Origin of the sequence: Methanococcoides methylutens (genome assembly GCF_000765475.1) — an archaeon.
In the GTDB taxonomy this organism is placed as follows: Archaea; Halobacteriota; Methanosarcinia; order Methanosarcinales; family Methanosarcinaceae; genus Methanococcoides; species Methanococcoides methylutens.
In genome coordinates, this window is sequence record NZ_JRHO01000013.1 from 59,640 (window position 1) to 86,528 (window position 26,889).

Annotated in this window: 22 protein-coding genes; 12 read left to right on the plus strand and 10 right to left on the minus strand. The window is 42.2% G+C overall.

Annotated elements, in window-relative coordinates:
- Nucleotides 1-3: 3 nt before the first annotated feature.
- Both acsC and LI82_RS06515 read left to right on the plus strand, forming a co-directional pair.
- Nucleotides 4-1,413, plus strand: coding sequence for an acetyl-CoA decarbonylase/synthase complex subunit gamma (gene acsC / locus LI82_RS06510; protein WP_048194340.1), 1,410 nt, complete (start codon nucleotides 4-6; stop codon nucleotides 1,411-1,413).
- A 72-nt stretch (nucleotides 1,414-1,485) separates the two neighbouring features.
- Nucleotides 1,486-2,421 (plus strand): alpha/beta hydrolase, encoded by a 936-nt coding sequence (locus LI82_RS06515; protein ID WP_048194342.1) that lies wholly within the window; start codon nucleotides 1,486-1,488, stop codon nucleotides 2,419-2,421.
- A 96-nt stretch (nucleotides 2,422-2,517) separates the two neighbouring features.
- Here the strand turns inward: LI82_RS06515 and cobN are convergent, their stop codons facing one another.
- Nucleotides 2,518-7,059 (minus strand): cobaltochelatase subunit CobN, encoded by a 4,542-nt coding sequence (cobN, locus tag LI82_RS06520; RefSeq protein WP_236622691.1) that lies wholly within the window; start codon nucleotides 7,057-7,059, stop codon nucleotides 2,518-2,520.
- Between the two features lie 781 nt (nucleotides 7,060-7,840).
- Here cobN and LI82_RS06525 point away from each other — a divergent pair.
- From LI82_RS06525 to LI82_RS06560, 8 genes are all read left to right on the plus strand, one after another.
- Nucleotides 7,841-9,067 carry an NAD(P)/FAD-dependent oxidoreductase gene (locus LI82_RS06525; RefSeq protein ID WP_048194344.1) on the plus strand — a complete coding sequence of 409 codons (1,227 nt, stop codon included), beginning with the start codon at nucleotides 7,841-7,843 and terminating at the stop codon, nucleotides 9,065-9,067.
- 249 nt (nucleotides 9,068-9,316) lie between these two features.
- A complete protein-coding gene (locus LI82_RS06530; RefSeq protein ID WP_236622692.1) occupies nucleotides 9,317-10,066 on the plus strand; it encodes an SAM-dependent methyltransferase in 750 nt (249 codons plus the stop codon).
- 151 nt (nucleotides 10,067-10,217) lie between these two features.
- Nucleotides 10,218-11,279 (plus strand): 60S ribosomal export protein NMD3, encoded by a 1,062-nt coding sequence (locus LI82_RS06535; RefSeq protein WP_048194348.1) that lies wholly within the window; start codon nucleotides 10,218-10,220, stop codon nucleotides 11,277-11,279.
- Between the two features lie 14 nt (nucleotides 11,280-11,293).
- Nucleotides 11,294-12,445 carry an ATP-grasp domain-containing protein gene (locus tag LI82_RS06540; RefSeq protein WP_048194351.1) on the plus strand — a complete coding sequence of 384 codons (1,152 nt, stop codon included), beginning with the start codon at nucleotides 11,294-11,296 and terminating at the stop codon, nucleotides 12,443-12,445.
- A gap of 137 nt (nucleotides 12,446-12,582) precedes the next feature.
- Complete coding sequence (locus LI82_RS06545; RefSeq protein WP_048194353.1) at nucleotides 12,583-13,083, plus strand: transcription factor; 501 nt, start codon at nucleotides 12,583-12,585, stop codon at nucleotides 13,081-13,083.
- Nucleotides 13,080-13,586, plus strand: coding sequence for a TIGR00295 family protein (locus LI82_RS06550; protein WP_048194355.1), 507 nt, complete (start codon nucleotides 13,080-13,082; stop codon nucleotides 13,584-13,586). The genes LI82_RS06545 and LI82_RS06550 overlap by 4 nt, the downstream gene beginning before the upstream one ends.
- Before the next feature lie 134 nt (nucleotides 13,587-13,720).
- Nucleotides 13,721-14,353: an archaeal proteasome endopeptidase complex subunit beta gene (psmB, locus tag LI82_RS06555; protein ID WP_048194357.1), complete on the plus strand. Its 633-nt coding sequence runs from the start codon at nucleotides 13,721-13,723 to the stop codon at nucleotides 14,351-14,353.
- A 103-nt stretch (nucleotides 14,354-14,456) separates the two neighbouring features.
- Entirely contained in the window at nucleotides 14,457-16,367 is a 1,911-nt protein-coding gene (locus LI82_RS06560) for a beta-CASP ribonuclease aCPSF1 (protein WP_048194359.1), read from the plus strand.
- A 33-nt stretch (nucleotides 16,368-16,400) separates the two neighbouring features.
- Here LI82_RS06560 and LI82_RS06565 read toward each other — a convergent pair whose 3' ends face one another.
- Nucleotides 16,401-17,051 carry an HAD family hydrolase gene (locus LI82_RS06565; protein ID WP_048194361.1) on the minus strand — a complete coding sequence of 217 codons (651 nt, stop codon included), beginning with the start codon at nucleotides 17,049-17,051 and terminating at the stop codon, nucleotides 16,401-16,403.
- A gap of 125 nt (nucleotides 17,052-17,176) precedes the next feature.
- Here LI82_RS06565 and LI82_RS13555 point away from each other — a divergent pair, with 125 nt between their 5' ends.
- Complete coding sequence (locus LI82_RS13555; RefSeq protein ID WP_259370112.1) at nucleotides 17,177-17,302, plus strand: hypothetical protein; 126 nt, start codon at nucleotides 17,177-17,179, stop codon at nucleotides 17,300-17,302.
- Nucleotides 17,299-17,511, plus strand: coding sequence for a ubiquitin family protein (locus tag LI82_RS06570; RefSeq protein WP_048194363.1), 213 nt, complete (start codon nucleotides 17,299-17,301; stop codon nucleotides 17,509-17,511). Before LI82_RS13555 ends, LI82_RS06570 begins: the two co-directional genes overlap by 4 nt.
- Before the next feature lie 236 nt (nucleotides 17,512-17,747).
- On the opposite strand, the gene LI82_RS06575 is transcribed toward LI82_RS06570, so the two are convergent.
- From LI82_RS06575 to LI82_RS06600, 8 genes are all read right to left on the minus strand, one after another.
- Nucleotides 17,748-18,122 (minus strand): transcriptional regulator protein, encoded by a 375-nt coding sequence (locus tag LI82_RS06575; protein WP_048194365.1) that lies wholly within the window; start codon nucleotides 18,120-18,122, stop codon nucleotides 17,748-17,750.
- A gap of 370 nt (nucleotides 18,123-18,492) precedes the next feature.
- The gene (locus LI82_RS06580; protein WP_048194368.1) at nucleotides 18,493-19,626 is read right to left on the minus strand and encodes a DUF2117 family protein; all 1,134 of its coding nucleotides are present in this window, start codon (nucleotides 19,624-19,626) and stop codon (nucleotides 18,493-18,495) included.
- A 351-nt stretch (nucleotides 19,627-19,977) separates the two neighbouring features.
- Nucleotides 19,978-21,564 (minus strand): sodium:solute symporter family protein, encoded by a 1,587-nt coding sequence (locus tag LI82_RS06585; RefSeq protein ID WP_048194370.1) that lies wholly within the window; start codon nucleotides 21,562-21,564, stop codon nucleotides 19,978-19,980.
- Nucleotides 21,564-21,680: a symporter small accessory protein gene (locus tag LI82_RS13625; protein WP_330217373.1), complete on the minus strand. Its 117-nt coding sequence runs from the start codon at nucleotides 21,678-21,680 to the stop codon at nucleotides 21,564-21,566. The genes LI82_RS06585 and LI82_RS13625 overlap by 1 nt, the downstream gene beginning before the upstream one ends.
- A 296-nt stretch (nucleotides 21,681-21,976) precedes the next feature.
- Complete coding sequence (locus LI82_RS06590) at nucleotides 21,977-23,569, minus strand: sodium:solute symporter family protein (protein ID WP_048194372.1); 1,593 nt, start codon at nucleotides 23,567-23,569, stop codon at nucleotides 21,977-21,979.
- The gene (locus LI82_RS13630) at nucleotides 23,569-23,688 is read right to left on the minus strand and encodes a symporter small accessory protein (RefSeq protein ID WP_330217374.1); all 120 of its coding nucleotides are present in this window, start codon (nucleotides 23,686-23,688) and stop codon (nucleotides 23,569-23,571) included. The genes LI82_RS06590 and LI82_RS13630 overlap by 1 nt, the downstream gene beginning before the upstream one ends.
- A gap of 247 nt (nucleotides 23,689-23,935) precedes the next feature.
- Entirely contained in the window at nucleotides 23,936-24,760 is an 825-nt protein-coding gene (locus tag LI82_RS06595) for a molybdopterin synthase (RefSeq protein ID WP_048194374.1), read from the minus strand.
- Nucleotides 24,761-25,065: 305 nt separating this feature from the next.
- A complete protein-coding gene (locus LI82_RS06600) occupies nucleotides 25,066-26,838 on the minus strand; it encodes a hypothetical protein (RefSeq protein ID WP_135607300.1) in 1,773 nt (590 codons plus the stop codon).
- Between the last annotated feature and the right edge of the window lie 51 nt (nucleotides 26,839-26,889).

The window sequence follows — 26,889 nt, forward strand, 5'->3', positions numbered from 1 at the left end:
AAAATGAAAATTAACAGCCCTCTTGAAGCTTATAAATTCCTTCCGGGCACCAACTGTGGTGAGTGTGGCGAAACATCCTGTATGGCATTTGCATCCCACCTTATTGACAGGTCATTGAAAGCTACTGATTGTACTCCTCTTGTAAGTGAAGAGAAGTACAAGAAGAAATATGCTGAGCTTGAGGCACTTCTTGCACCTGAGATCAGGGAAGTTGTGATCGGTGTCGGTGAAAATGCAGTAAGCATCGGTGGCGATGATGTATTACACCGCCATAAACTTACATTCTTCAACAAGACAGCATTCGCATATGATGTCTGGGACACCATGGATGAGAAGGACCTTGTTGAAAGGGTAAACAAGATACAGGACTTCAAGAAATTCTATGTCGGAGATTTCCTGACACTTGATATGATCGCAGTGCGCAGCATTTCAGACGATCCTGCAAAGTTCGCAGCAGCAGTAAAGAAAGTAATGGAAACCACTGATTTCCCAATGGTCCTCTGTTCATTCAACCCTGAAGTTCTCAAAGCAGGACTTGAGGTGGCAGCAGAAAAGAGACCACTTCTTTATGCAGCTAACAAGGACAACTGGAAGGATGTTGCAGCTCTTGCACAGGAATACAATGTTCCTGTGACAGTGTTCGCACCAAACGATCTTGACATGCTCAAGTCACTGGCCAAGACATTCTCAGAAAATGGTATTGAGGATGTTGTCCTTGATCCGGGAACATTCCCAACAGGCAAGGGACTGAGAACAACCTTCCAGAACTTCCTGAAGATCAGAAGGGCAGGCATCAACGGTGACCGTGACATTGCATTCCCTATCATGGCAGTACCTCTTACAGCATGGATGGCACACGATGACGATGTCAGTGCATCCTACTGGGAAACCGTGGTCGCATCAGTGTTCACTGTCAAGTACGGCGATATCATGATACTCCACAGTATCGAGCCATACGCACAGCTTCCGGAAGTTCACATCCGTGACACCATCTACACCGACCCACGTAAGCCGGTCACAGTAGATCCGGCAGTCTATGAGGTAGGTTCACCAACAGCAGATTCACCTCTGCTTGTCACAACCAACTTCGCACTGACGTACTATACTGTAGAGAGCGATCTTTCATCAAATGGCATTGACTGTTACCTCACAGCTATCGACACCGATGGTATTGGTGTGGAAGCTGCTGTAGCAGGCGGTCAGCTCACAGCTGCAAAGATCAAGAAGGGACTGGAAGATGCAGGCTTCGACATGAAGGAGAAGCTCAACAACAATGTTATTGTACTTCCGGGACTTGCAGCACGTCTTCAGGGTGATGTGGAAGACGAGACTGGTGCCGCTGTTATGATCGGTCCGGCAGATTCAGGAAGACTTCCTGGCTGGATGGAACAGAACTGGCCACCACAGAAATAAATCAATTTATCCTATCCGTGTCAGCTTTGGCACGGAAAACCTTTTTTTTATTGTACTACCATTTGTCTAGCTATGGCTAAGATCGAACCAAAGCGAACTTTTCTAAAACGTCACAACAACATTGTACTTCTCATCGGTGTTTCACTCCTACTTGCAGGTTTTTATGGTCTCTTCTATAGTGGTCAGGAAGATCAATGGACAATGACAGATAATGGCTTGCTGTCATATCCGGAACGCGAAGGACTTGAGTATTCTGTTATTAATGTTGACGACTCCAACCCCGGTTATGTTGTAAATACCATCACATACACAAGCAGAGAAACAGAGGTAGATTCCCTCTTAACGATCCCTGCAACAGATGACAACAACAGTGATCCTGTTCCTGCGGTTGTTATCCTGCCGGGAGCAGGCGTTACTAAAGAAGGTGAACATAGCCTTTCTGTGCTTCTGGCTGATATGGGTTATGCATCTATAATCCTCGATCAGCGCAATCTTGGTGCGGTGAATGTGGAAAACGATATAATGCTCTTCAGGAACGGTGCTGAGCCTGTTGAATTCCTCATGGTCTACGATGCATTGATGGCATCAGATGTACTGCGTGACCAGCCTGAGATTGATGGCTCGAAAATAGCAATGCTCGGTTCAAGTAACGGTGGCAGGTTCGCTATCATCGCAACATCCATCGATGAGTCCATCTCTGGAGTTATCGGGATTAGTACAAGTGGTTATGATTCCGATTCTCTCGATCGGGAAGATGTTATTGACCAGGCAGCCTATGATCTTTACACATCCATTGACCCTGACAACTATGTTGGTGGTATATTTCCACGTCCTTTTGTGATGATACACTCGCTCAATGACACCATCATTCCTTACGATGCTGCAATGAACACATTCGAAAAGGCCGAAGAACCTAAGTCATTCGGAACTGTTGATGGCACAGCACATGGTTATACTGACGCGATGTATCCATATCTGGAAAGCGGATTGGAAGATATCTTTGCTTAATATATCTATTGATGAATGATTTATGGATAAATAAGCAATTAAGCAATCAAAAAAGTAAAAAAGAAACAGGCATCCATCTAAGGATGCCACTTATTTTTAGAGTCTTTGTCTGCGGAATCCGTAGATGATAGTTCCTACGGCAACCAGAACAACTGCTGTAGCGATCACGTCAGATCCTGAGAATCCACTTGAGGATGCATTCTCTTCAGAAGTTGTTTCCTTTGTCATCTCGTATCCTTCCACGTAGTTATCATCCACTGCAGATGCCTGTTCTGTAGCAGTTCCATAACCTGCAGTATCAGTGTTTGTGCTTGTAGTATTGATTATGTTTGCAGAAGGTGTGTTCGAGTTGCTCTTACTGCTGGTACTGGTTTCAGGATAACGATGTGTTGCTTCCTGCATAAGTTCATTGTACTTCTCGAGAGTATCCCTATCTACATCTACTCCCAGAAGGGATATCTGTCCGGAGATGAACTGGTCGAGTGAAGGATTGCCACAAGTGTGATGGCAGCAGGTAACACCGTTCTCAGCAACGGACTCAACATAATCTTTAATGAGGTTCTTAAGCACTTCATCAGATGCATCCCAGTTACCCTTTCTTGCAGTTTCGATCATTCTTGCGTTCATAGACTGGTATGCATACGGGTTGTTGTCTTTGATCCACTCCGCATTATCTCCGGTCATGTATGTGTCATATACACTGTCCCATACATGTTCATCTATCAGGTCAGGACATACAGCTTCCCATCCCCAGAGATTCTCTATGAAGTCACCCATTGCACCTGCACCTTCGAAACCATGCTGCTGCATACCTTCGATCCATGTTGGGTTGAGGTACCTTGTAACGATCTCCCTTGAGAGATATGTCTTCAGTGTCTCTATGGTTTCAGCATCCGGGTTCTGCAGGTTCATTATATATGTGTCTGGGGTTGTACCGGAAGCTTCTCCTACAACAAGCATCAATCCGCCCATGTACTGGAAGAAGTCATCTGTATCAAGGGATCCATAGGTGTTCGAACTGCGGCTGTGCAAGATCGCATTTACGTCTTCGAGGTTTTCTTTGAAGACGTCTTCGTTATCTATGGAGCTATCAGCAACATCCCACTGGCTGACAATTTCCTCAATGCTTTCTCCCCAGACGTATTCACCATAGGCATGGCTCATCCTTTCCATGTAAAGATCTGCAAGAACGGTGTTGTCTTCCCAGGTGTCACTTGCAGAGATCGCATTTGCCATACCTGTTCCATAGGCACCGTCCTCTGGACCGAATATCCTGAGCAGGGAAACGGTCATGGAAGCAGTTTCATTCTGGAATGTTGTATTCAGTCCTTCATAGATGTTGTTGGTATTTTCCCTGACATAGTTTGTGTTATCTGCGGGGTTATATGGAATATATTCAGGTGTAGGTCGCACCACATCCTCTTCCGCACTGTAGCCATTAGCAGGTGCATTATATGCCAGATAGACTGCCTTATCGATCAGCTCTACTTTATGTGGGAAGCTATCTCTGTAAAGGCCTGATATCTGTACAAGCACATCTATACGTGGTCTATTTAATTCGGATGAATTGATCAGCTCAACGTCTACTACCTCACCGTTATCCCAGACAGGCTTGACTCCGAGTAGGTATAGGATCTCTGATTCCATCACACCTTCATGACGCGTGGATTCTCCTGCCCAGAGTATAAATGCAACCTTGTTTGGATATTCATCATCATTTTCAGCTTTGTACATGTCAATGGTCTCGTTGGCAAGATCCGTTCCGAGATCCCATGCTTGTTTGGTCGGTATGAGTTGTTCATCAAAAGCATAGAAATTACTTCCTGATGGAAGTGTATTCGGACGAAGTATCGGATCTCCTCCAAGGTTAGATTCAATATACTTACCATCCATAGCCTTGAGAACCTGCTGTATCTCATCCTCACTCTGACCAAGATTATTGGCGTACTCAGTTGCAGTTCCCAGATAATCATCCATTGAAACTGAACTGTTACCAGCACCAAGAATTTGTTCCTGGGCATCAGTGAAATCAATTCCCTGATTCAGTATAAGGTCGAGAAGCATGATTGGTGCATTTTCTGATGTGTTGTATAGTGCAACTTCCTCTTTGAAATCATTTCCAAGCATAGAACAGACCATTCCGGTAAGTTGCTCTCCTTGTGGTGAAGTTCCAAGGATATGCAATCCATATGGCATAGATGTTGTCCTGAGTTCCCTTAAAACGTCATCAAGCTCATCTAGGAACTCTTCTCTGGTTGACTCTTCTTGTGAAAGGCTCATGTTCACCCTTTCGTCAAGGTGCAACTCAAGTGTCAGGTTAAGGATCTCATTATACCTTAATTCCTGCATACCTGGATCGCTGGAAAGGGAATTGTACTGGCCTATCTTTTCATTCAATATTGTGTAATTGCCATAACTTCCGGACATTACTACAGGTGGTATGAGGTGATCGATAATGATGGCATTACCTCTGCGTTTTGCCTGCATACCTTCGCCCATACCATCCATTACATATGGATAGATCACAGGAATGTCACCAGCCATAATGGCAGGCCATTCCTCTTTGAACAGACAGAATTCCTTTCCAGGCAACCATTCTACAGTACCATGTCTTCCCATGTTTACCATTGCATCTGCATCGAACTCGTTCTGTAACCAGAGGTAGAATGCGATATACTGATGGTGAGGTGGCAGTTCTCCGGCATGATAGAGTGCATCATTGTCCTGTAACCATCCACGAGTAGGTTGTGGTGCAAGTATGATATTTTTGCTTATCTCTATATTTGGTATGACTATGAACCTGTCTCCGGAGTTGTCTACATAGACCATGATATCTCCGGGTGCTTCACCCCACATGTCAATTACTTCCTGTTTTCTTTCTTCAGGGAGTGCATTGAACCATCCGTTATATGTCTCTTCAGGTATCAGTTCAACTTTATCGGATTCCACAAGCTCTTCCAGTTTACCTGGTGCCCATGTACCTATATTACTTCCCTGTGTCAGGAAAAGATCTACGAATTCTGTTTCGTTGGGGATCTCTGAACTGTTCACTTCATACCCTGCATCAGCCATTGCATTGAGGAGGTTGTTGATACTTGGCACTACTTCAAGGTAGGAAGCACCAATGTTGTCCTTTCCTGCTCCATGGTTGTAGTAAATGATAGCTACCTTTTTATCAGACTCATCTTTTAGAGCAAGTTCTGTCTGTGCTTCAGCCCTGTCCACAAGCCAATCTACCTGACTCTCAACAGGAACGTAGATATCGTTACCCTGAGCATCGATTTCTTCTGATGCGATCATTATGGGATCAATCCAGCCCCACGTTTCCGGTCTGTAGATCCTCAGCATATTGGTGTTTGGTAGCGGATTGTTTGTATCCTGCCACTCCGTCAGGTTCATGTATCCGTTGAGTACCGTGTTCATGACCGGTACACCCAAACCTTCGATGTCAAAGTACTGGCTTCGGTAAGTTGTTGAAAGTATCAGGTCAACTTTTGTTTCAGGACTGTGGTTAAAGAAAATATCTGCAGTTTCTTTGCTGTCACTATAACATGCAATAACATTTATTCCTCTTCCTTCCAGCGTTTCAATGATACTATCATAAGTATCCATATTATCCGGATAATAGGAGGCATAGAATGTTAGGCCAACAGTTGGAGCATTCTCATCAAAGGAATGTTCTGTTGAATTCCTGTTGCTGTACCATTCAAAATATTCACTGGCATTGTTAGTGAAATATGGTGCAGGCATTTCAGGATGGTAAATTGCTCTCTTTGAACCTGAAGGTTCCTCTGCTTTCAGGTCGTTGCGATCACCAAATTCAGTGGCTAAGTAGAATATCAGGTTATCAAAGTTTGATTCATCTATGCTACCATATATCCAGTAATCCTGAAGAAGTGCTTCAAAATCATCCTCATTGGAAAAACCTGCTGGAATAACATAGTTTTCATTGAGGTATGTGTTATATCCTACTACTATTGTGCCGTTTGCAATCGCTGCATCGATATCATCTGATATAACTGAAGCAGTTGCAGTGAACATATTAACATAAATTATATCTGTTTCAGAAAAGTCGATGCTACCTTCGATTGTAGAAGGCAAATAATATGAAACAGTTATGTTGTAATCAGGATTGCTGTTTAACCTTTCAGCTACACTGTTTAATTTTGCAGAATAGCTTTCATAACCTGTAATTATGGATATGTTAAGATGTGGACTGTTTGTAATCGATATATCTTTTTCTTTTAAAAGTAATATATCTGAATATGGCAATTGATCATATGGCAAACTCATTGCTTTTTTAAATGTTTGTCCTGAGATCGATGATCTATCCAAAAAATCATACCATAAATTGATTTGTGCTTCGGAGGCTCCACTTGTACTTAGATTTAATGTCTGTTCCACAGAAGAACCATTGACAAAAATATCAGCTTCTACTTTTCTCCACTTGGCTGAATAATTCATTCCAATAAGTGTATAATTCCCATTTGGAATATCTTCGAAGCTATAGTACCCGTTCTCATCACTCGTTGTATTCGCAACAAGTTCCATGTTGTCGTAACTTCCTGCCGATACCACTGGCATTGCAATTGCCAGCAACAAAAGTATGCTTAAAGCTAATATGCCGCATTTTTTCATATACCTACCACCAATAATGCAGCGCATTCTGCCAACAAGTGCAGTTGACCAAATGGCGTGCATCTAAATACCTTCACATATTTTGAATCAAATTGTTTCAAATTCACTTAAGATAATGTAAATCAACTTGTTTTAAAAATCCAAAAAAATTAGCACATTTTTTATTCCTGAGTCTGGGAGAGCCTGGATCACACGATTGTTTTTGGAGTTCTACTTTTATCCATAATATGGCAGGAAATTTGATTGTCATTTTTTTGATTTTCATTAGCGACTTATTTATCTAAAGATAAATTGAACTTATGTTTGTAATTATACTACTATATAAAACAACAAAAATGCTATTTTATGTCAATACAATTACACTTAAAACATTGAGGCATATTTATATCTCATATGTTTTCATAAGTAGAATGAATTATACTATATAAATTTTCTGAATATACAACTAATGTTATCTTAATTGCTAATATTAAAATAAGTCTAATGCTTATTGGTGTCTTTTTTAAAATTATGTTACACTTTGTACTAACTTTGATCTGGATTATATAAATAAAATAAAACATTTAATCAAAGCCACTTTTATTTGTACGACTAAATATCTCTCAAATTATTACATTAAGCTAATTCTGTATCTGTAAATTAGGCCTTTTACTGGAAACTTCAAATCCAAAAACACTATCTCAACAAGCTATAGCTACAATATTCTTAAATAAAATAACTCAATTGTAACAGCCGTCCCGGATTATTAGAAATAAATGATCAGGACCTTTGGAGCAATATTATGAAAGATCGGTATGATGTGATCGTTGTAGGTGCAGGGCCGGCTGGTTCGATAGCAGCAACCACTGCTGCAAGGAAAGGACTTTCTGTTCTTCTTGTTGAGAAGAGACAGGAGATAGGTGCACCTATAAGATGTGCTGAGGGTGTAAGCAAAATACGACTTCAACAGCATATTGAACCTGATGAAAAATGGATCTGCTCTGAAGTTAAAGGAGCACATATCATATCACCTAATGGTATTACCATTACGATGTCTGAAGAGAATGCCGGATCGGAAGTCGGTTATGTTCTTGACAGGAAGGTATTTGACCGTGCACTTGCAGAACAAAGTGCAGAAGCTGGTGCTGATGTTCTTGTAAAGACAAGGGTAACCGGACTTATTATTGAGAATGGGGCTGTATGTGGCGTTCACCTGATGTATCATGGTGAAATGCATATGATTCGCTCCGGTATTGTCATTGGTGCAGATGGAGTTGAATCCAAGGTTGGCCGGTGGGCAGGCATCGATACATCCCTTAAGCCTTCACAGGTTGAAACATGTGCACAGTTCCTTGTAAGTGGCTCTGGTATAGATCAGAATTTCTGTTATTTCTATATAGGAAATGAAGTTGCACCTTCAGGATATGTCTGGTTGTTCCCTAAAGGCGGTGACGTTGCAAATGTAGGTATTGGCATACTCGGGAACAGGGCCGGTAGCAAGAGGCCGATAGACCTATTGACCGATTTTGTAGAGAATAACATTCCTGAGGGCAGGATCATTGAGAGGGTAGCTGGTGCAGTTCCTGCAAGTGGTCCTATTGAGAAGACAATTGCCAATGGATTAATGCTTGTAGGTGATGCTGCAAGGCAGTCCGATCCTTTTACTGGTGGCGGGATAAGCAATGCCATGGATGCTGGGATGATGGCAGGTGAGGTTGCAGCAAAGGCGATCGCATCCGGTGATGTTTCTGAGAAGATGCTTCAGGAATACGAATCAATCTGGCGTGAGACCATCGGAAAGGATATCGGCAACAGCCTGATCGTGAAAGACACTTTCTTTAACCTGGCAGATGATGATCTCAACAGTCTTGCTGAATCAGTCAAGGATGTGGATTTCGATAAGATGGATTTCATTGTACTTGTGTCTGCATTGTTCAAGAGTAACAAGAAACTTCTCTGGAATCTCAGGCCATTGTTCACCCAGAAACTAAAACAGAAGTTTTCTGGGCTTAACAAATTTAAAAAATAAGTCTGGCAACAGACTTATAAATCTTAATTATTCTTTTTTTATTTATCATGAACTGAATTTATCGTCCTCAGTTGAATTGAATAGAAGCTAGAGTATGGAACGATACATATATTCGTTTCAAAAAATAATATTTTTTTATAATCGGATGATAATATGTTCAAATATTTACAATCAATTAACCAAAAGCCTGAACCATTTGAGTTTTACACAGCTGAGACTCTATGGAACGATAAACATATTTCAAAGAAAATGCTTGAGTATCACCTTAACAGGGATGTAGACCTTGCTTCCCGGAATAGCACTTTCATAAAGGATTCTGTTGAATGGATGACCGATCATTTTAATATTGAAAAAGGAACCAGAATTTGTGATTTTGGCTGTGGTCCCGGTCTCTATACAACACGCTTTGCTAAAAAAGGGGCCATAGTTAAAGGAGTCGATTTTTCAGAAAGGTCAATTCGATATGCAAGGGAGACTGCATCAAAGAACGTATTAGAGATCGATCATGTTCTGCAGAACTACCTTGATTTTGACACACAGGAGAGTTTTGACCTTATAACCATGATATTCTGTGACTTTTGTGCTTTAAGTCCTGATCAAAGAAAGATACTGCTCGGTAAATTCTATGAATTTCTGGATGATGACGGGTCAATTTTCCTCGATGTGTGTTCAATCAGTGCTTTCGATCAAAGAGAAGAAACAATTGCATACGGACCTTATTTGATGGATGGCTTTTGGTCTGCTAACGAATACTATGGCTTTATGAACACTTTCAAGTATGGTGATGAAAAGGTCGTTCTTGATAAATATACTATCATAGAAGAATCCGGAACAATTGAAGTCTACAACTGGTTGCAGTATTACGGCTTGGCATCCATTAGAAAAGAACTTGAAGATATTGGATTCTGTGTAACTGAACATTATTCAAATGTAAGTGGGGTCCCATATGATCCGAAATCTCCGGAATTTGCGATTGTTGCAAAGAAAAAAAACAAGTAAAAGATTCTGCAGACAGCACTTTAATGAAGTGGAATATTTATTAAAATTCCATTTCTTTTTTTCGACCAATTACTTTGGTTATTAATATTGGATCAATAAACCTGAACTGTACAAAAGACTAATATCTAACTACTGCCCATTCACAACTCTAATGAGCTTTACATTATGCCCAAAGTGTGGGGCAGAGACCAAAAGACTCTACAAAAACGTTTGTAGGAAATGCTTTTTAGAACAATTTACTTTAGCTGTGCTTCCGCTTGTCCTTCACACACGGATATGCTCCAGGTGCAATGCTCGATTTGACCGCAATAAATGGCGGGATGAAGGTGACCTTAAGGATATCGTCATAAGGACTGTTGAAGATGAGCTTTTTATCCACGATGAAGCGGATGATGTTGACGTCTACATTGATCCCCGGGAGATGACTCCCCATCTCTATAAGGTAAGAGTAGGGATCGATGCTATGGTTGAGGGAGAACCACTGCATCAGGAGCTCAAGGCAGAGGTTCGCATCATACGTGAAGCCTGTGACAGGTGCAGCCGTATGGCAGGTGGTTATTTCGAGGCTATCCTGCAGATAAGGGCAGCAAACCGAATCGTAACTCCTGAAGAGATCGATTCCTGTAAGCTCATCTGTGCCGAGATGGTAGAGAAATTATGGAAAAAAGGAGACCGTTTTGCGTTCATTACGGATTGCATTGATTCAAAGGATGGAGCTGATCTATATCTTGGTTCGGCAAATGCAGGCCGTCAGATATGCAAGGCCATTGTATCAGAAATCGGGGGGACCTTTTCAGAGTCTCCTACGCTTTACAGTCACAAAGACGGGAAAGACCTTTACAGAATTACTTTTTCCATGAGATTGCCTGAGTTCATGCCAGGTGATATCATTCTCTTTAAAGGTGATGTTATCGAGATCAGGAACTCCGGAAAGAACTCCAAAGGTATCTACCTTGCAACTGGTGCCAAGTTTCTCGAAGAAACTGAAAAACTCAATGGTGCTATACGCATAGCCAACAGGGATGATGCAGTTGGTGCTGTTCTTGTAGCTGTGGAGGGCGATGATATAATGGTCCTTGATCCTTCCACTTATCAGACTATAACATTAAAGAAGCCTATGTTCTTCTCATCCGAGTCAGGCAGTGAGATACCGGTGATAAGTACCGAGCAGGGACTTTTTGCTCTGCCGGAGGACAGTGCACACAGGCTATAAGGAGGTTATCTTTTTTGGAGAATGTTCTTGTTTTAGGGTACAGTAGCAGGAACATAGCCTGCTCAGCTACAAAAGCCGGCTATAATGTCTATGCCATCGATGCTTTCTGTGACATGGACCTGAAAGAAAATACAGTTGCATGTCAATCTCTTCTTACGAACGAAGATATCGACATCAAGGACATCGATAAAAAGACCATTCTTGAACTGATCGATAATTTTGATGTATGTCCCGATGCCATCGTACTCGGTTCCGGGTTTGAAGAACTGGACCTGGGGGATCAGTCCTGCAGGATACTGAACAATGATCCTGTTACTATGAAACAGGTTTCTGACAAATCATTTCTTGCAGAAGAGCTTGAGTCTCTGGGAATTTCCCATCCTCGCTCAGGTAATGTGGAAGAAGCTGATGAGATCGGCTATCCTCTCATGGTGAAACCTAAATGTGCAGGAGGAGGCCGTTTGAACAGGATCGCACATAATGAAGATGATCTTACTGCCATTCTGGAAGAGATCCCTGAACTGGATCCGACCTTGACATCCGGGGATATCATGGTCCAGGAGTTCCTGTCAGGTTTTCCCGCAAGTGTTTCTCTTGTTGCGGTCGGATCCCGTGCAGTCCCTATAGCAGCCAACGAGCAGCTCATCGGTGTTCCCTGGCTTTCCGGCTTGCCTTTTGCGTACTGTGGTAACATAACGCCTTATAGGACACCTTATACTCAGCAAATGTATGAGATCTCTGAAAAGATCTCATCCGAATTTGGATTAATAGGCTCCAATGGTGTGGATTTTCTCCTTACTGATACAGGTCCTGTGGTAATAGAGGTAAATGCCCGATTGCAGGGAAGTCTGGATACTGTGGAAATGTCAACCGGCGTTAATCTCTTTGATCTTCATGTACGGTCCTTTGATGGCATTCTTCCGGAAGAAACTCCTGATATCTGTCGATATGCCATTCGGGCTGTATTGTATGCTGATAAGAATGTAACTGTGGATGGCTCATTTTATGAGATGATAAGGACTGAACCCATTGCTGATATTCCTGCACCGGGATATCAGGCTCTTCCCGATGATCCCGTTGCATCAATACTTGCTACAGGTGCTACCCGTGAAGACGTTATGGAAAAGGCATTGGACACAACATACAGAATAAGAAACATGGCTTAAGACCGGAAGGACGAAACTAATACCAATTATTTATGGATTAGTTATAAATAACAAAATACCCAAGAGTCCTATCCTTAGTTTAATAATTATTCATATTATCTACTTATAAATACGATCTTACTTGAAAGGTGATACTATTGACAGATTTAAATGATCCAGTTGTCCGAGGATATCTGATACAATTAATGGGTGAAGAAGGGCTTGAGATGATCGAGAAGATGCCTGAGGGCGAGGTCACTGACGAGCAGATCGCCGAAGCAACCGGTGTTATGCTTAACATTGTCAGGAGAACACTTTTCATCATGAACGAGAACAAGCTTGCGATCTGCAGAAGGGAGCGTGATTCCAGCAGTGGATGGCTTACTTACTTGTGGCAGCTTGATCTTAGTGACATTGAATCCCATCTTGCAAAGGAAAAAAAGAAACTTTTCAAGAACCTTCAGTTGCGCCTTGAATCTGAAGAAGATAATGTATTCTACACATGTCCTGAAGGATGTGTAAGGTTCCAGTTCAATGATGCAAGTGAATGTGAGTTCCTTTGCCCTGCATGCGGTGAAGATCTTATGTTCGAAGATAATTCACCTATGGTCGAAAAGCTTACAAAACGCCTTGAAGAGCTAAAAACCAGCAATCCATGATCTCACCTTCTGATGCCCTGGAACTTCTTGAGGAAGCAGGCTGTGCAGCGAACGTTATCCGCCATTGCCAGGTGGTTTCAAAGAAGGCGGTGGAAATTGCTGCTGCATACAGGGGATCGGGTAAGGATGTAGATCTCGGGATCGTGGAAGTGGGTGCCCTTCTTCATGATATTGGAAGATGTCGTACTCATGGAATAAGGCACGCTCTGGAAGGGGCATCGATCGCAGAAGATCTTGATCTTGATCCCCGTCTTATACGTATTATAAGGAACCATATTGGTGCAGGTATAACCTGTCAGGAAGCTTCACTTCTGGGTCTTCCTGAAGACGATTACCTTCCTGTGAGCATCGAAGAGAAGATCGTGTCTCATGCTGATAATCTTGTAATGGGGGAAGAAACTGTGACCATTTCAAGATGTATCCAGCGTATGAAGGACAGGGGGATGAGTGAAGATGCTATTGCCAGGGTTCAGGATCTTGAAGATGAGGTCGGAATTTATTGATCTTTATATTGTCTTTTGAAAAATGACTATGGATAAATTTATATATTAAAATCACTAAAGAGATGTTGTATTGCGGGAAGCAAAACACATTTTTACCTATTGATTTTCTCGTTTTTTACTATGAGGTATAATTAATGGATAATGATAAGCATTTAAAAGGCACAACTACTGTAGGTATAGTGTGCTCTGATGGAGTAGTCCTTGCTACTGAACAGAGAGCAACAATGGGGAATTTTATCGCCAGCAAGACTGCAAAGAAGATCTATCAGATCGATGACCTTGTGGGAATGACCACTGCAGGTTCTGTAGGCGATGCACAGCAGATCGTACGTGTCATTAGTGTAGAATCCAAGCTTTTCAAGATGCGCAGGCAGGAGTCAGTCACCATCAAAGGTATTGCGACACTTCTCTCTAATCTTTTGAGCGGACAGAGATATTATCCACTTATGGTTCAGTTGCTTATTGGCGGATTTGACAAGAACGGACCTGCAGTTTATTCACTGGATGCACTTGGAGGCAAGATCGAAGAGACAAAGGCAGTGTCAACAGGTTCAGGATCTCCTATGGCATATGGTGTTCTCGAGGACCGCTATAAAGATGATATGACCGTAGATGAAGGAGTTGACCTTGCAATACGTGCTCTTCACAATGCAATGAAGAGGGATTCCGCTTCCGGAGAAGGTATTGACGTCGTTGTGATCACAAAGGACAAGTATGAAAGACTTGATCAGGAAGAGGTTAAGGAAAAACGTAAAGCTCTATATTGATTTTATGCAGACCAGATCCGTTCTTATGGGTTTGGTCTAATTTTAATATATTTTTTTTAAATTTTAACATTTTTTGACTTTTTTGAAATAGGAAGGCTATTTAATGGCAATAGAAGATGTACTATCTGACCTAAAAAAGAAAATAGAAGAAAAGGTCCCTGATGGAACTACCATCACCAGTGTTGAGTTTGAGGGACCACAACTTGTTGTTTATACTGAGGATCCTAAAAATTTTGCAGATAATGGTCATATCGTAAGGAACCTTGCAAAAGCTCTTCGAACAAGGATAGTCGTTCGTCCGGACCCTAAGGTCTTAGTTCCTCCAGAGGATGCTATCGAAAAAATAAAAGATACCGTTCCAAAGGATTCCATTCTAACTAATTTTCACTTTGATCCTGATGTGGGAGAAGTGGTTATAGAAGCGGAGAAACCCGGACTTGTGATCGGTAAGCACGGAGAGACGCTCCGTGAGATCACAAAGAAGATCGGCTGGACACCAAAGGTTGTCCGCACGCCGCCTATCAAATCCCGAACTGTTAATAACATCAGGGAATTTATGCGAACCAACCACAAGGACCGTAAAGAGATTCTTAAGACCGTTGGTCGCAATATTCACAGGGAATGTACCTCAAAGGATAAGTGGGTAAGGGTCACATCATTAGGAGGGTGTAAAGAAGTAGGAAGAAGTTGTTTCCTTTTATCAACTCCTGAGTCAAAGGTCCTGATCGATTGTGGTGTGAACGTTGGTTCAGACGACAATATGACCCCATACCTCTATTTACCTGAAGTACAGCCACTTAACCAGATCGATGCGGTTGTAATTACACATGCTCACCTTGATCACCAGGGACTTGTTCCTCTCCTTTACAAATATGGATATGAAGGTCCTATTTACTGCACATCACCTACAAGGGATATGATGGTGCTCTTACAGCTGGATTATATCGATGTAGCTGCAAAAGATGGTAAAAGGATACCTTACGAGTCTTCAAATGTGCGTGACGGACTTAAACACACCATTGCACTTGATTTCGAAGAGGTCACCGATATTGCACCTGATATTAAGCTCACATTCCACAATGCCGGCCATATCATTGGTTCAGCCATATCACATTTCCATATTGGTGATGGTCTTCACAATGTTGTTATCACCGGTGACTACAAGTACGGTCCGACAAGGCTCTTTGATCCGGCTGTCAACAAGTTCCCGCGTGTTGAGACCGTTATAACCGAATCAACCTATGGTGCATCCTCGGCAACACAGCCATCCCTTAAAGAAGCTGAGAAGAACCTTCAGCAGATCGTCAAAAAGACAATTGCCAACAATGGTATTGTACTGATCCCTGCGTTTGCTGTTGGAAGAAGCCAGGAAGTTATGATAGTTCTTGAAGATGCTATCAGGAAAGGTATAATTGACGATATTCCTGTCTACCTTGATGGTATGATATGGGAGGCTACAGCAATCCATGCGACCTATCCGGAATACCTGAACAATAATCTCAGGAAGCTCATTTTCCAGAAAGGACAGAATCCGTTCCTTGCAGAATGCTTCAAGCCGGTAGATTCCCATGACCTTCGAAAGAAGATCATCAATGATCCACACCCATGTGTTATCCTCTCGACCTCCGGTATGATGAATGCAGGTCCTGTTATGGAATATTTCAAGGCATTTGCACCTGATCCTAACAACACTCTTGTGTTCGTCGGTTACCAGGCAGATGGTACACTTGGAAGACGCATTCAGAAAGGCTGGAAGGAGATCCCGCTCTCATCCAAGAACGGAGCTGAGGTTGTCCAGATGAATATGGATGTACAGGTAGTCGATGGTTTCTCAGGTCACTCTGACAGAAAACAGCTGATGGACTTCTTCAAGAAGATGAAGCCACAGCCAGAGCGTGTTTTCACTGAGCATGGTGATGAACGTTCCTGCATTGATCTTGCAAGTTCATTGCACAAGAAGTATCGTCTTGAAACAAGAGCACTTACAAACCTTGAGACTGTAAGGCTTGTTTGAAGCATCTAATAGAAAAAAAGGATATTGAAAGAATTACCTGGGCGATTCGATATCGCTCAGGAATTCAATTAATTGTTTGTGATCCTGGATTATCTGGTCTGCTCTCTTAAGTTTTTCAGCATCCACATAGGTTGGAACTGCCACGCAGTAAATTCCTGCATTCTTTGCAGAATCTACGCCAAGAGGTGCGTTCTCGATCACAAGACAGTTCTCTTTTTTTACTTTTAATATTTCCATGGCCTTAAGGTAAGGTTCAGGATCTGGTTTTCCATTGTTAACATCGGCACCTGATATCGTCACTTCGAAGATGTCCGGATAGAATTCATTTATCATACTATCAACGATCGGACGATCTGAACCGGAAACCACGGCAAGATGGAAATCGTTTTTAAGTTTCTTCAGTAGATTGTACATCCCGTCAAAAGGATCTATATTCTTCTTTTTTAAGAACAGTTCACGTTTTCGAACCCGAAGCTTTTCGATAATTTCAGGGTCTGCTTCACGACCGGCTTTTTTGAATATGAGCTTGATGACGCCGACGTGGTTTGAACCCTCAATGTCATAGATATCCTGTCGGACGATGTCAATACCAACTTCAGAGAATGTGTGTACCCAGGCATCAGCATGGCATGGCATAGAATCCATAAGGACTCCATCAGCGTCAAATATCAGTGAATTTAACATGCATTTAAAATCCGGTTGATCTGACATAAAGGTTGCCTGTTCTTTCATTCTTTTTAAGGTTTATATACCGGTTTTCGAAAGGATTAATAACTATACCAACCCACTTTATTAGTGAGGTGAAATGTATGTCAAAGTACCATAAACGCGAGTCAGAACGTAAGGGTGAAAAGAAGATCGAAATTCTGGAAGACAAATTAATACACGAAAACCTCGAAGATCTCAAAGGAGAAGGCGGTGAAATACTAGATTGAGTCCGCAAGTAGAAGTGAAGATCTTCCCTGAAAGTCCGGAAGGACAGATCATAGATGTTCCCGATGGAGCAACCTATGAAGACCTGTTGAAAATTCTGGATATAAATCAGGAGCTAGTAATATTATTAAACAACGGTCAGGCTGTTCCCATTGATGGGACAGTCGATGCCGGAACAATAACTATTCTCAGGGCGATATCAGGTGGCTGATACTACCCTGTAATATAATTCATCGCAGCAATATAATTCATTAACAATTCATTTGAATATTGCTGCAATGTAATGTATATGGTTGCAAGAGTTGCAAAGTATTTTGATAATATATAGTAATGTGATCGATGATCATATAAATCAAAAAAAGCAAAGCTGTTTTGAAACTTTCTTTCTTGCAACCAAAGAACACATCTAACAAAAAAAACCCGGAAGGATCTAAATCCGGGTGTTCTTTATTTGGCAAGAGTTTTCAGTTTGTTGATTATGCGCATTCTTGCTTCGTTTTCCTCACGGATCTTTTCTTCATAATGTTTAATGATCTTTGCAAAAGGAGTTTTTAAAGAATAGATCTTTGTAGGCCTTCCTTTGCCGGTCACCTTCTCATTATGGACTGAGATCCAGGAGTTCTCTCTCATTTCTCTCATTGCAACACTGACTTCGGGTTGACGAAGACCTGTGCTCATTTCTATCTCCTGCGAAGAGGCTTCTTTCACATTTGATAGATATGCAATGGTCGTAGCAAGATTTCGTGTCATTCCAAGACTCTTGAGAGACTCAACGATCTCCTCGTTGGATTCACCCAATTGCTTTCCACCAAAGCTTATCATGTTTACCACCGTACCACTATTGTAGAGTAATACTGTAGAGTATTTTCTACCCCCAATTAAAGATGTGTCATTATTATATTTAAACTGTGTGTGACGAATTAGGCAATTATGCAGAGATTATATAAATAAATAAATAAATAAATAAATAAATAAATAAATAATATAATATTTAATCTCCTTATTTTACATGTATATTTTTAAAGATCAGCCTTCAAGATCATCCCGTATTTCGTACAGGGTGACTACTATGGAGTAATTACTATGGTGGAGTTTTGTATGGAAACTCTGGTATGGAGATTTACTATGCAGATTTACTGTACAGATCTACTATTAGTCCTGGTGTGGAAATCTGTCAACTAACATAGATTATTTAATAATTGGTCAACAGTACCAGTTTTTCCCCGATTATTTCCAGAACATTCTCTCGCATATTTTCAAAGCTGTCAAATCTTGCACGATCATTGCCATCGAAAAGTTTCTTGCGTATAAGTTTCCCGATAATATCATCCCATCCCGGCTCAAGTTGCAGAACAAGAGATCCCGGATAAAAGTGTGCAGTGTGTGAAAAACCATCGGGGTCACCATCAGTGATCCCAATGACAGGAATATGCAACCTGTAGAGAATATCACCTGCTATTGCAGTCGTATCATCACCCACAGTGATGGCACATTTACATCCTTCGGCAAGTTCTATGGATCGCTCTGCCAGATGATCGATCAAAGTGGCCATGAGGGAAGAGCTGCTTTCATGTATTAATGTATGGCATTTTTTTGATCCGATCCCAACTTCAGGTAAACTGCGTCTTATAGCGCCGGTCTTAACCCAGGCTTTCCTGATATCAAGTGGTTCCAAGGATTCGTACATATGCAGTTTCTCAAGTCCATGCTCTTTGATTATGCCGCCCTCTAATCCCGTTACAAAACCGTTTTCCACTACAATGGATACATCCTCGGAAATAGCTTTACCAATGACGAATCCTTCGACCATGATAAGCTCGCCGGCATGAACCCCTCGTATCTTCCTCATAGTCTTTGAGCCTAGAGTCGAGATATCAACATCTCCGTGATCCTGACCTTCGGATACTGGCATTGCAAGCAGATCTCCCACTTTCGTTGCGAGACTGTAACCTTCATCGTTCCAGTAGATCACGCTGCTACCTTCACAGCCCGGGCTTTCTATCTGGATGATGGGGTTGAGGTTCCTGTCAGAAAGCCTGGACATTACAATACTGCCAAATTCAATCCCATTTTCTGGCGTTTTCCCATGATTGAGCAGGAAAACAGCATCACAGTTACCAAGAAGGGAATCAATGGCATTACTAGGTTTGAGGCTTTCCTTAATATCTATGAGATCTTCCATGTGTGCATCCATGACTGCGATCTTTCCCATTGTACCACCAAGCTTCGCAGTGACTTTCCCCATGCCTGAGAGAATCTCCAGTATATGTTTTGCATGACCGGAATCGATCACTTCAGGTCCGTGGATAACAACACCTATTTTCATGGTTAATACTTTGTAATGGACCGTATTTTTGGTTTTCGATGTGATCTCCAAACAATAAAATCAATACATTTATATTCGATGTAAACGAACTAAAATTAGGCAAAAGTCGAACTAATTATTATGAAGTATAAATCCATCCCCTCTAAACTTCCGTCATAGACTTTTGCCTTTCATCTTATTCTGATTACTTCCTTTTAGAATAGCTTATACCATAATCTTTGAAATCGTTTTTATACTATAAAGTAAAAGCTTTCAGCTCATTTCTTTATCAAAAAAGAAAAAATGCGAAAGATGTCAACATGAAGTTTATCAGTTAATTTTCTTCTATGTTGATCATCTTATCTGCTGATCTTATTTTTTATAGCAGGTCGCAAGATGTTCTTCTGATGGTGGTTTTGTCATCAGGCTGACCGCAATGGCCACAATAGCTGAAATAGGAGTGGCCACCAGTATCGGGTCAACAACTGTCCAGGTCCCGGTCAGGATCGTATCCATACCGAAAAGTGCCTGTGAAATGCCCAGTGGTACTGCCTCTTTTGCGTGGACAAATGTCAGCCAGAAAAGGCTGCTGAATGTACCGACCAGAAGACTTGCAATTGCACCCTGGCGGGTCATTCTCTTCCAGAAAAGAGCACCTGCATACATGGGCAGGAAAGCTGCTGCACAAATTCCGAAGAATATTGCTGTTGCTCTTGCAATTATGCTAATAGGCAGGATGTATGCAAGTATCACACTCGCAATAATGGTAATGAAAATTCCCACTCTTGTCATAGTCACTGTCTGCCCGGATTTTCCTTTCATAAGGAACTCGCGATAGAAGTCGTGACCAATCGCACTTCCCATTGTGTGGTACTGTGAACTCATGGTTGACATTGCTGCTGCAAGCAGGGTCACCATGAATATAATTACAAACAGGTCAGGCATGGCACTGTTGATATATTCAGGAATGATAAGGTCCTGATTCCCACCTGCTGCGGCGATGGCTATCAGGCCATCTGTCTGGAAGAAATATACGTTGGAAAGTGAACCTACGATAAAGGCGACACCTGTCATCATAAGGATAAAAGGTCCTCCCACAAAGACTGCCCTGTTGAGCGACTTCTTGCTGTTCACGGTCATGAAACGTACGGCAAGCTGTGGCTGTGCAAGAACGCCGATACCCACACCAAGCACCAGTGTTGAAATAAGTGTCCACCATATAGGCGAGCCAAACGCTGGCATTGAGGTCCATCCCGTATGTCCTCCTGCAGCCAGGCTATCGGGTACAAGACTTGCCATATTGGTAAGTGCCATATGGGCTTCGGTAATTCCTCCGAGCTTAATATATGTAAGAACCAGAAGGACGGTCATACCAATGAACATCAGGGCTCCCTGCAAGGCATCGGTGTACATAACGGCAAGTAATCCTCCTGTAATAACATAAGCTGCAACAATGATCGCAAGGATCAGGACTGCAACATCATAATTGATCCCCAGAGTGGTTTCAACAAATCTTGCTCCACCGATCAGGACAATTCCTGCGTAAAGAGGCATGAACAACCCGATAATTGCTCCGGAAAAACCCTGTATGAAACGGGATTGGTATCGCTTTCCCAGAAGTTCGGGGAAAGTGACTGCTTTAAGGTTAGCTCCCATACTCCTGGTTCTGGATCCGAATAAAACGAAAGCAACAAAGATCCCTACAATTATAGTCATGGCAGCAAGCCACAAGAGACCCATTCCCAGGACAGCGGCAGCACCGCCAAACCCTACAATTGCCGATGTGCTGATGAATGCAGCACCGTAGGAGAGGGCAAGAATGACAGGATGCACGTTCCTTCCTGCCAGCATGTAGTCATCCACTTCCTTGGTACGCTTGTATGCAAGCCAGCCGCACCAGAAAACAACCATCAGGTAAATAAGTACAACAATTCCGAGAAGAGGTATACTCACTGCCATTAGAGCTCCTCCTCCTCTTCATTCCATTTTAAAAGACCATATACCATACAACCAAGAGCGCTTACAACGCAAAGGACGTAAGCGATCCAGATCTGCGGGTCATCTATTCCTAACATAATTGTCACCACGTTTTTTTATCAATATAAATCATGACAAATGTTAACAATGCTATACATTAAGGTTTCGTATGAAAAAAAGTATATATTTAGAATAAAATTGGCAGCTGTTCACAAAGTCTGAAGATATATACTATCAGGTATATAAAAAAATCAACCGGTAGTTACTGCGCTGAACTGAATAGCAGCTCAGGTATTATCCTGCCGGTATTATGATGGATCAGGACAGCAACGATACTGTCCTTTTGTATGATCTGTCCACACATTTTCTTAATGTTTTGATCAGCGAGTTACTCTCATTTCTGATTGCTGTAACAAGCATCAAGGTGTTCCTTCGATGGAGGCTTTGTGGCAAGGCTGACAACCACTGCAACAACCATTGCAAGGGGGGTCGCTACAAGGATAGGGTCAACGACTGTCCATGTTCCTGTGAGCAATGTGTCCATTCCGAAGATCGCTTTTGATATGCCGAGAGGAACTGCTTCCTTTGCATGGACGAACGTAAGCCAGAAAAGGCTGCTTACAGTACCTACAAGCATACTTGCGATAGCGCCTTCTTTTGTCATCCTCTTCCAGAACAATGCGCCTATGTACATTGGAAGGAATGCTGCTGCACACAACCCGAAGAAGATCGCTGTTGCTCTTGCAATGATACTTATTGGAAGTATGTATGCCAGGATGACACTTGCAAGGATGGTCACTGCAATACCAAGTCTTGTGATGTTCACCGTATTTCCGATCTCTCCTTTCTTGATGTATTCGCGGTAGAGGTCATGTCCTATGGCGGTTCCCATTGTGTGGAACTGTGAGCTCAGCGTAGACATTGCAGCTGCAAGTAGTGTTAGCATGAAGAGGACAACGAACAATTCCGGCATTGCACCATTGATATATTCCGGCATAATGAGGTCAGTGTTCCCTTTTGCTGCTGCTACTGCAATAAGTCCCTGTGTTTTCTGGAAATAGACATTTGAGAGGGCTCCTACGGTAAAGGCCACACCGGTCATCATCAGGATGAATGGTCCTCCTACGAAGACAGCACGATTTAGTGCCTTGTCGTTCTCAACTGTCATGAACCTGACAGCAAGCTGAGGCTGTGCCAGTACGCCGATCCCTACTCCAAGAACGAGGGTTGAAATCAGTGTCCACCAGATGGGCGTACCGAAAGCCGGCATCACTGTCCATCCAAGATGTCCTCCCGCAGCAAGGGATTCAGGAACAAGATTTGACATGCCTGAAAGTGCTTCGTGTGCTGCACTGACACCTCCGAGTTTGACATATGTCAGTGCAAGCAGGATTATCATACCGACGAACATGAAAGCACCCTGCAATGCATCGGTATACATTACAGCAATAAGTCCGCCTGTAATTACATAAGCTGCTACTATGATCGTAAGGATAAGAACTGCAATATCGTAGTTCACTCCAAGTGTGGTCTCAACAAAACGTGCTCCGCCGATCAGGACGATACCTGCATAAAGGGGCATGAACACGCCGATGAGGGCTCCGGAGAATCCCTGGATGAACCGGGACTGGAAACGCTTCCCAAGCAATTCCGGGAATGTGACAGCATTCAGACGGGCACCAATGCTTCTTGTTCTTTTTCCAAATATGACAAAAGCGATGAAGATACCGACAATGATGTTCATCACTGCAAGCCAGAGCAGACCCATGCCAAGAGCACCTGCAGCACCGCCAAAACCGACGATCGCAGATGTACTGATAAATGTCGCACCATAGGAAAGTGCAAGAATATAAGGATGGATCGTTCTTCCGGCGACCATGTAGTCATCGATCTGTTTTGTTTTCTTGTATCCTAATAATCCCAGGTAGAAGATTATCATCAGATATACAAGTACAATAACTCCAAGCAGAGGGGTACTGACTGCCATTAGATGTCATCCTCCTCTTCTTCATTCCATTTCAAAAGGCCATAAACCATACAACCAAGAGCGCTTACAATGCAAAGCACGTAGGCGAGCCAGATCTGCGGGTCATCTATTCCTAACATAATTATCACCACGTTTTTTTATAAATTGTATAAATCATGTCAAGCGTTAACATGGAGCATACATTAATGTTTCGTCTGAACTAAGTATATTCTGGAAGTTACTGAACATATAGTTGCATCAATGTCCATAAGTATACGGAAGCTGACGTGTGGTGAAGTTGTATAAGTAGTAAAAGGTCAATTAAAAGGAGAATTATAATTAATTTACATGTAAAATAAGGTTGGATGCGCTGAACTGAAAGACAGTTCAGGCATGGTCGTGTACCCAGAAGTTACCATCAACAGTGATCTCTTTCTTCCAGATAGGTACTTCTGATTTAACTCTTTCAAGAGTCTCTGCAAGCGCCGGGAATAGCTGCTGCCTGTGGCCTGCTGCCACTACAATGTACACGATATCCTCCAGAGGCTTAATAGTGCCGACCTTGTGATGGATCAGCACATCAATGATACCTTCCTGCTGCATGATCTCTTCACGGATCTTCTGAATGCTTGTATCCGCCGCTGTTTTATAACTCTCGAACTCGAGCTGGCTGGTCCTGAAGTCCTCATTGTCCACACGGACGATCCCGGTAAAGCTTCCTATACCGCCTACCTTCTCTATTCCAGGAGTCTCTTTGATCTGCTTGAGAAGCAGGTCCAGTGTCACATGGTCAGGCTGTTCCCTGATGACGTCTACAAGCTCTCCAAGGTTCCATTCAGACCTTGCAGGAAGCCTTGCAACCACATTCTGAACATCCTCATCTATATCTCCCAGTAATATTTTTGCGATAGTGCTGTCCTTTGCACCTTCGACCACAGCAAAGTCCATTCCTGCGTCTGCAAGAGCATCGATTGCCTTTTCAATAGATGGATCACGCTGGATGGAAACAAGTTCGCTGTTGGTGACTGCAGTGACCATGTCAGCACCGGCATCGAAATGTTTGCCTGTGTCAGTTTTCGGATCATCAAGACGATGGTCAAGCATCATTTTGGCCGTTCCCACACGACCAAGCTTTGAAAGTTCCTGCACAAGTCTTGTAACAAGGGTAGTCTTTCCTGTGTTCTTGTAGCCTATTACTGAGATGACTTTCATGGTCTTTCTGTATTTTCAGCTCAGTATATAAGCACGTTGGATTGTGTATTGGTGTACAATACCTAACTTCGTTGAAGTTATTTTTCCAACGATCAACAGCACTCTTAGTCTTATAGGGAGAGCGTCAGAAAATGCAGGTTACGAAAACATGTGGTTGATGCCACTGGTAGCGATAGTAATGCCCTATTCTCTGTTAAATGAAAAAGATAAAAATCAAAAATCATATCAAAAAAGATTAAAAAAGAAAAGAAGGTTAGTGGCTTAGAAAAAAGAAAATGCCACTTACTACATCCAAACTTCTGAACTTATGACCTTCTGAACAGCATAACTACGAAAATTACAAAGGTAGTCATCCAGAGTTCAAAACCCGGAAGTCCTTTTTCTTCGGTCGGCACAGTGCTCTCTGGAATTACAGGTTCTTCCAGGGTCGGAATAACTTTAGAGCCATCAGGTAGCGTCATAGGTGTTGTCGGATACTGTGAGCTCAGTTCAACCTCTGCGACCTCACCATTCTTTATGATTCGCTCCCCATAATTTTGCAGTTGTTCTGTATTGGTGTTCATGACGAAGAACTCAAACTCACCATCATCAAATGCTGTAATGTCAACATCATATTCACCTGTATTCGGGAGAATGAAATACCATGAATAGCCTCCTTCTCCATCGCCCATCCTCGTAATGAAAGCATCCGGAATATCAAAAACCATGTTGCTATCATCAATAGCACCCATCTGACGACCATTACTGTCAGTGATCAAAATGTTTACCGGACATTGGCCAAAGCCCACTAATGCACCTACATCCCCAATCAGGTCACTTGTTTCCTGAGCCAGGTCACCGGCTGCGGTCCATGCAGCATATTGGTAATCATTTGGGTCTTTTGTAGTATTATATTTATGTCTGGATCCTGGAGAAGTGTCACCCGCGATCGGTGAGAAGGTTTTTTCCCATTCGCTAATGGACATTACCTCCGGTTTCTGTTGAGGCCATGGATCAAAGACTATCCCGGTCTTTTTCCAGTCAGTTCCTTTGGGATATACAACGGTTGCATGGTGTGCACTGTATGATCCTTCTATGGGCCCGAAATCATATCCGTTCAAAAGATGACATTCTTCGGGATTTGACTGCATTTTACTCAGAAATCTCAATACTTTATCTTGATATGATCCACAGGTAAATTCTCCATATTCATCATTTAAGTTAGCATAAAGGTTTGTAGCGGTACCCGGTTGAAGACCTATGAAACTTGACCATACTTTTCCTGCTTTAAGATCCCTGTGATATGGGCCTTCAGAAATGCGAAGCTGGTAGAGGCGAATAACTTCCTCAATATCTGCTTCCTCGTCACAAGGACATATTACATTTACTTCAGCTTCGGCTTTTATTTCCCCACCCATTCTGGCAAAAACAGAGCAGGTACCGATCTCTTCGGAAGTAAAAACACCACCATTGGAGTTTAAAAGGCCTGCATTATCTATTGTTCCTATAGTTACACTTCTAAAATCACTAAGTGATCGGGATTGTCTAACAATCCATTCGACATCACTATCATCTACGTCTGAATAGATGCCATTTCTCTCTTTTTTCAGAGTGAAATCAATTGTTTCGCCACATTCGATCTCTTCATATGCCGGAACAATAAAGAAATCATCTTCATCATCTTCTACAGCCATTAAAAAGAAAGTTAGATATCTAAGATCTCGAGACTGTCTACTCGACACTTGTACGGAATAAAAATTGCTAGTAGCGTATTTAAGGTTATCATAATCTGAGTCTAAGATATAGGACAACATGAATTCATTAGTTGAATTATATGTTCTCTTTATAGGGTAGCTTCGTTTGAGGAGTGACCATCCTTTAGTATCTACTCCTTCAACTTCAATTATAGTATAAACACCCGACTGCTTATTTTCCGGAGTGCTATCAACTGAAAGTTTGACATAATCACCCCTGCCATCAACATGATACACAGGGTCACAACCTACTACATCCCCATTTGGAAAGGTGAATTTGAAAGTATATTCCCCGTGAGGATCCTGAAATTCATAAGTTGTAGCTGCCGAGGCAACCAATATCATCGAAGTAAAAAGCGTTATAGAAAGAGTTAGAATTATCAATACCCTACATAT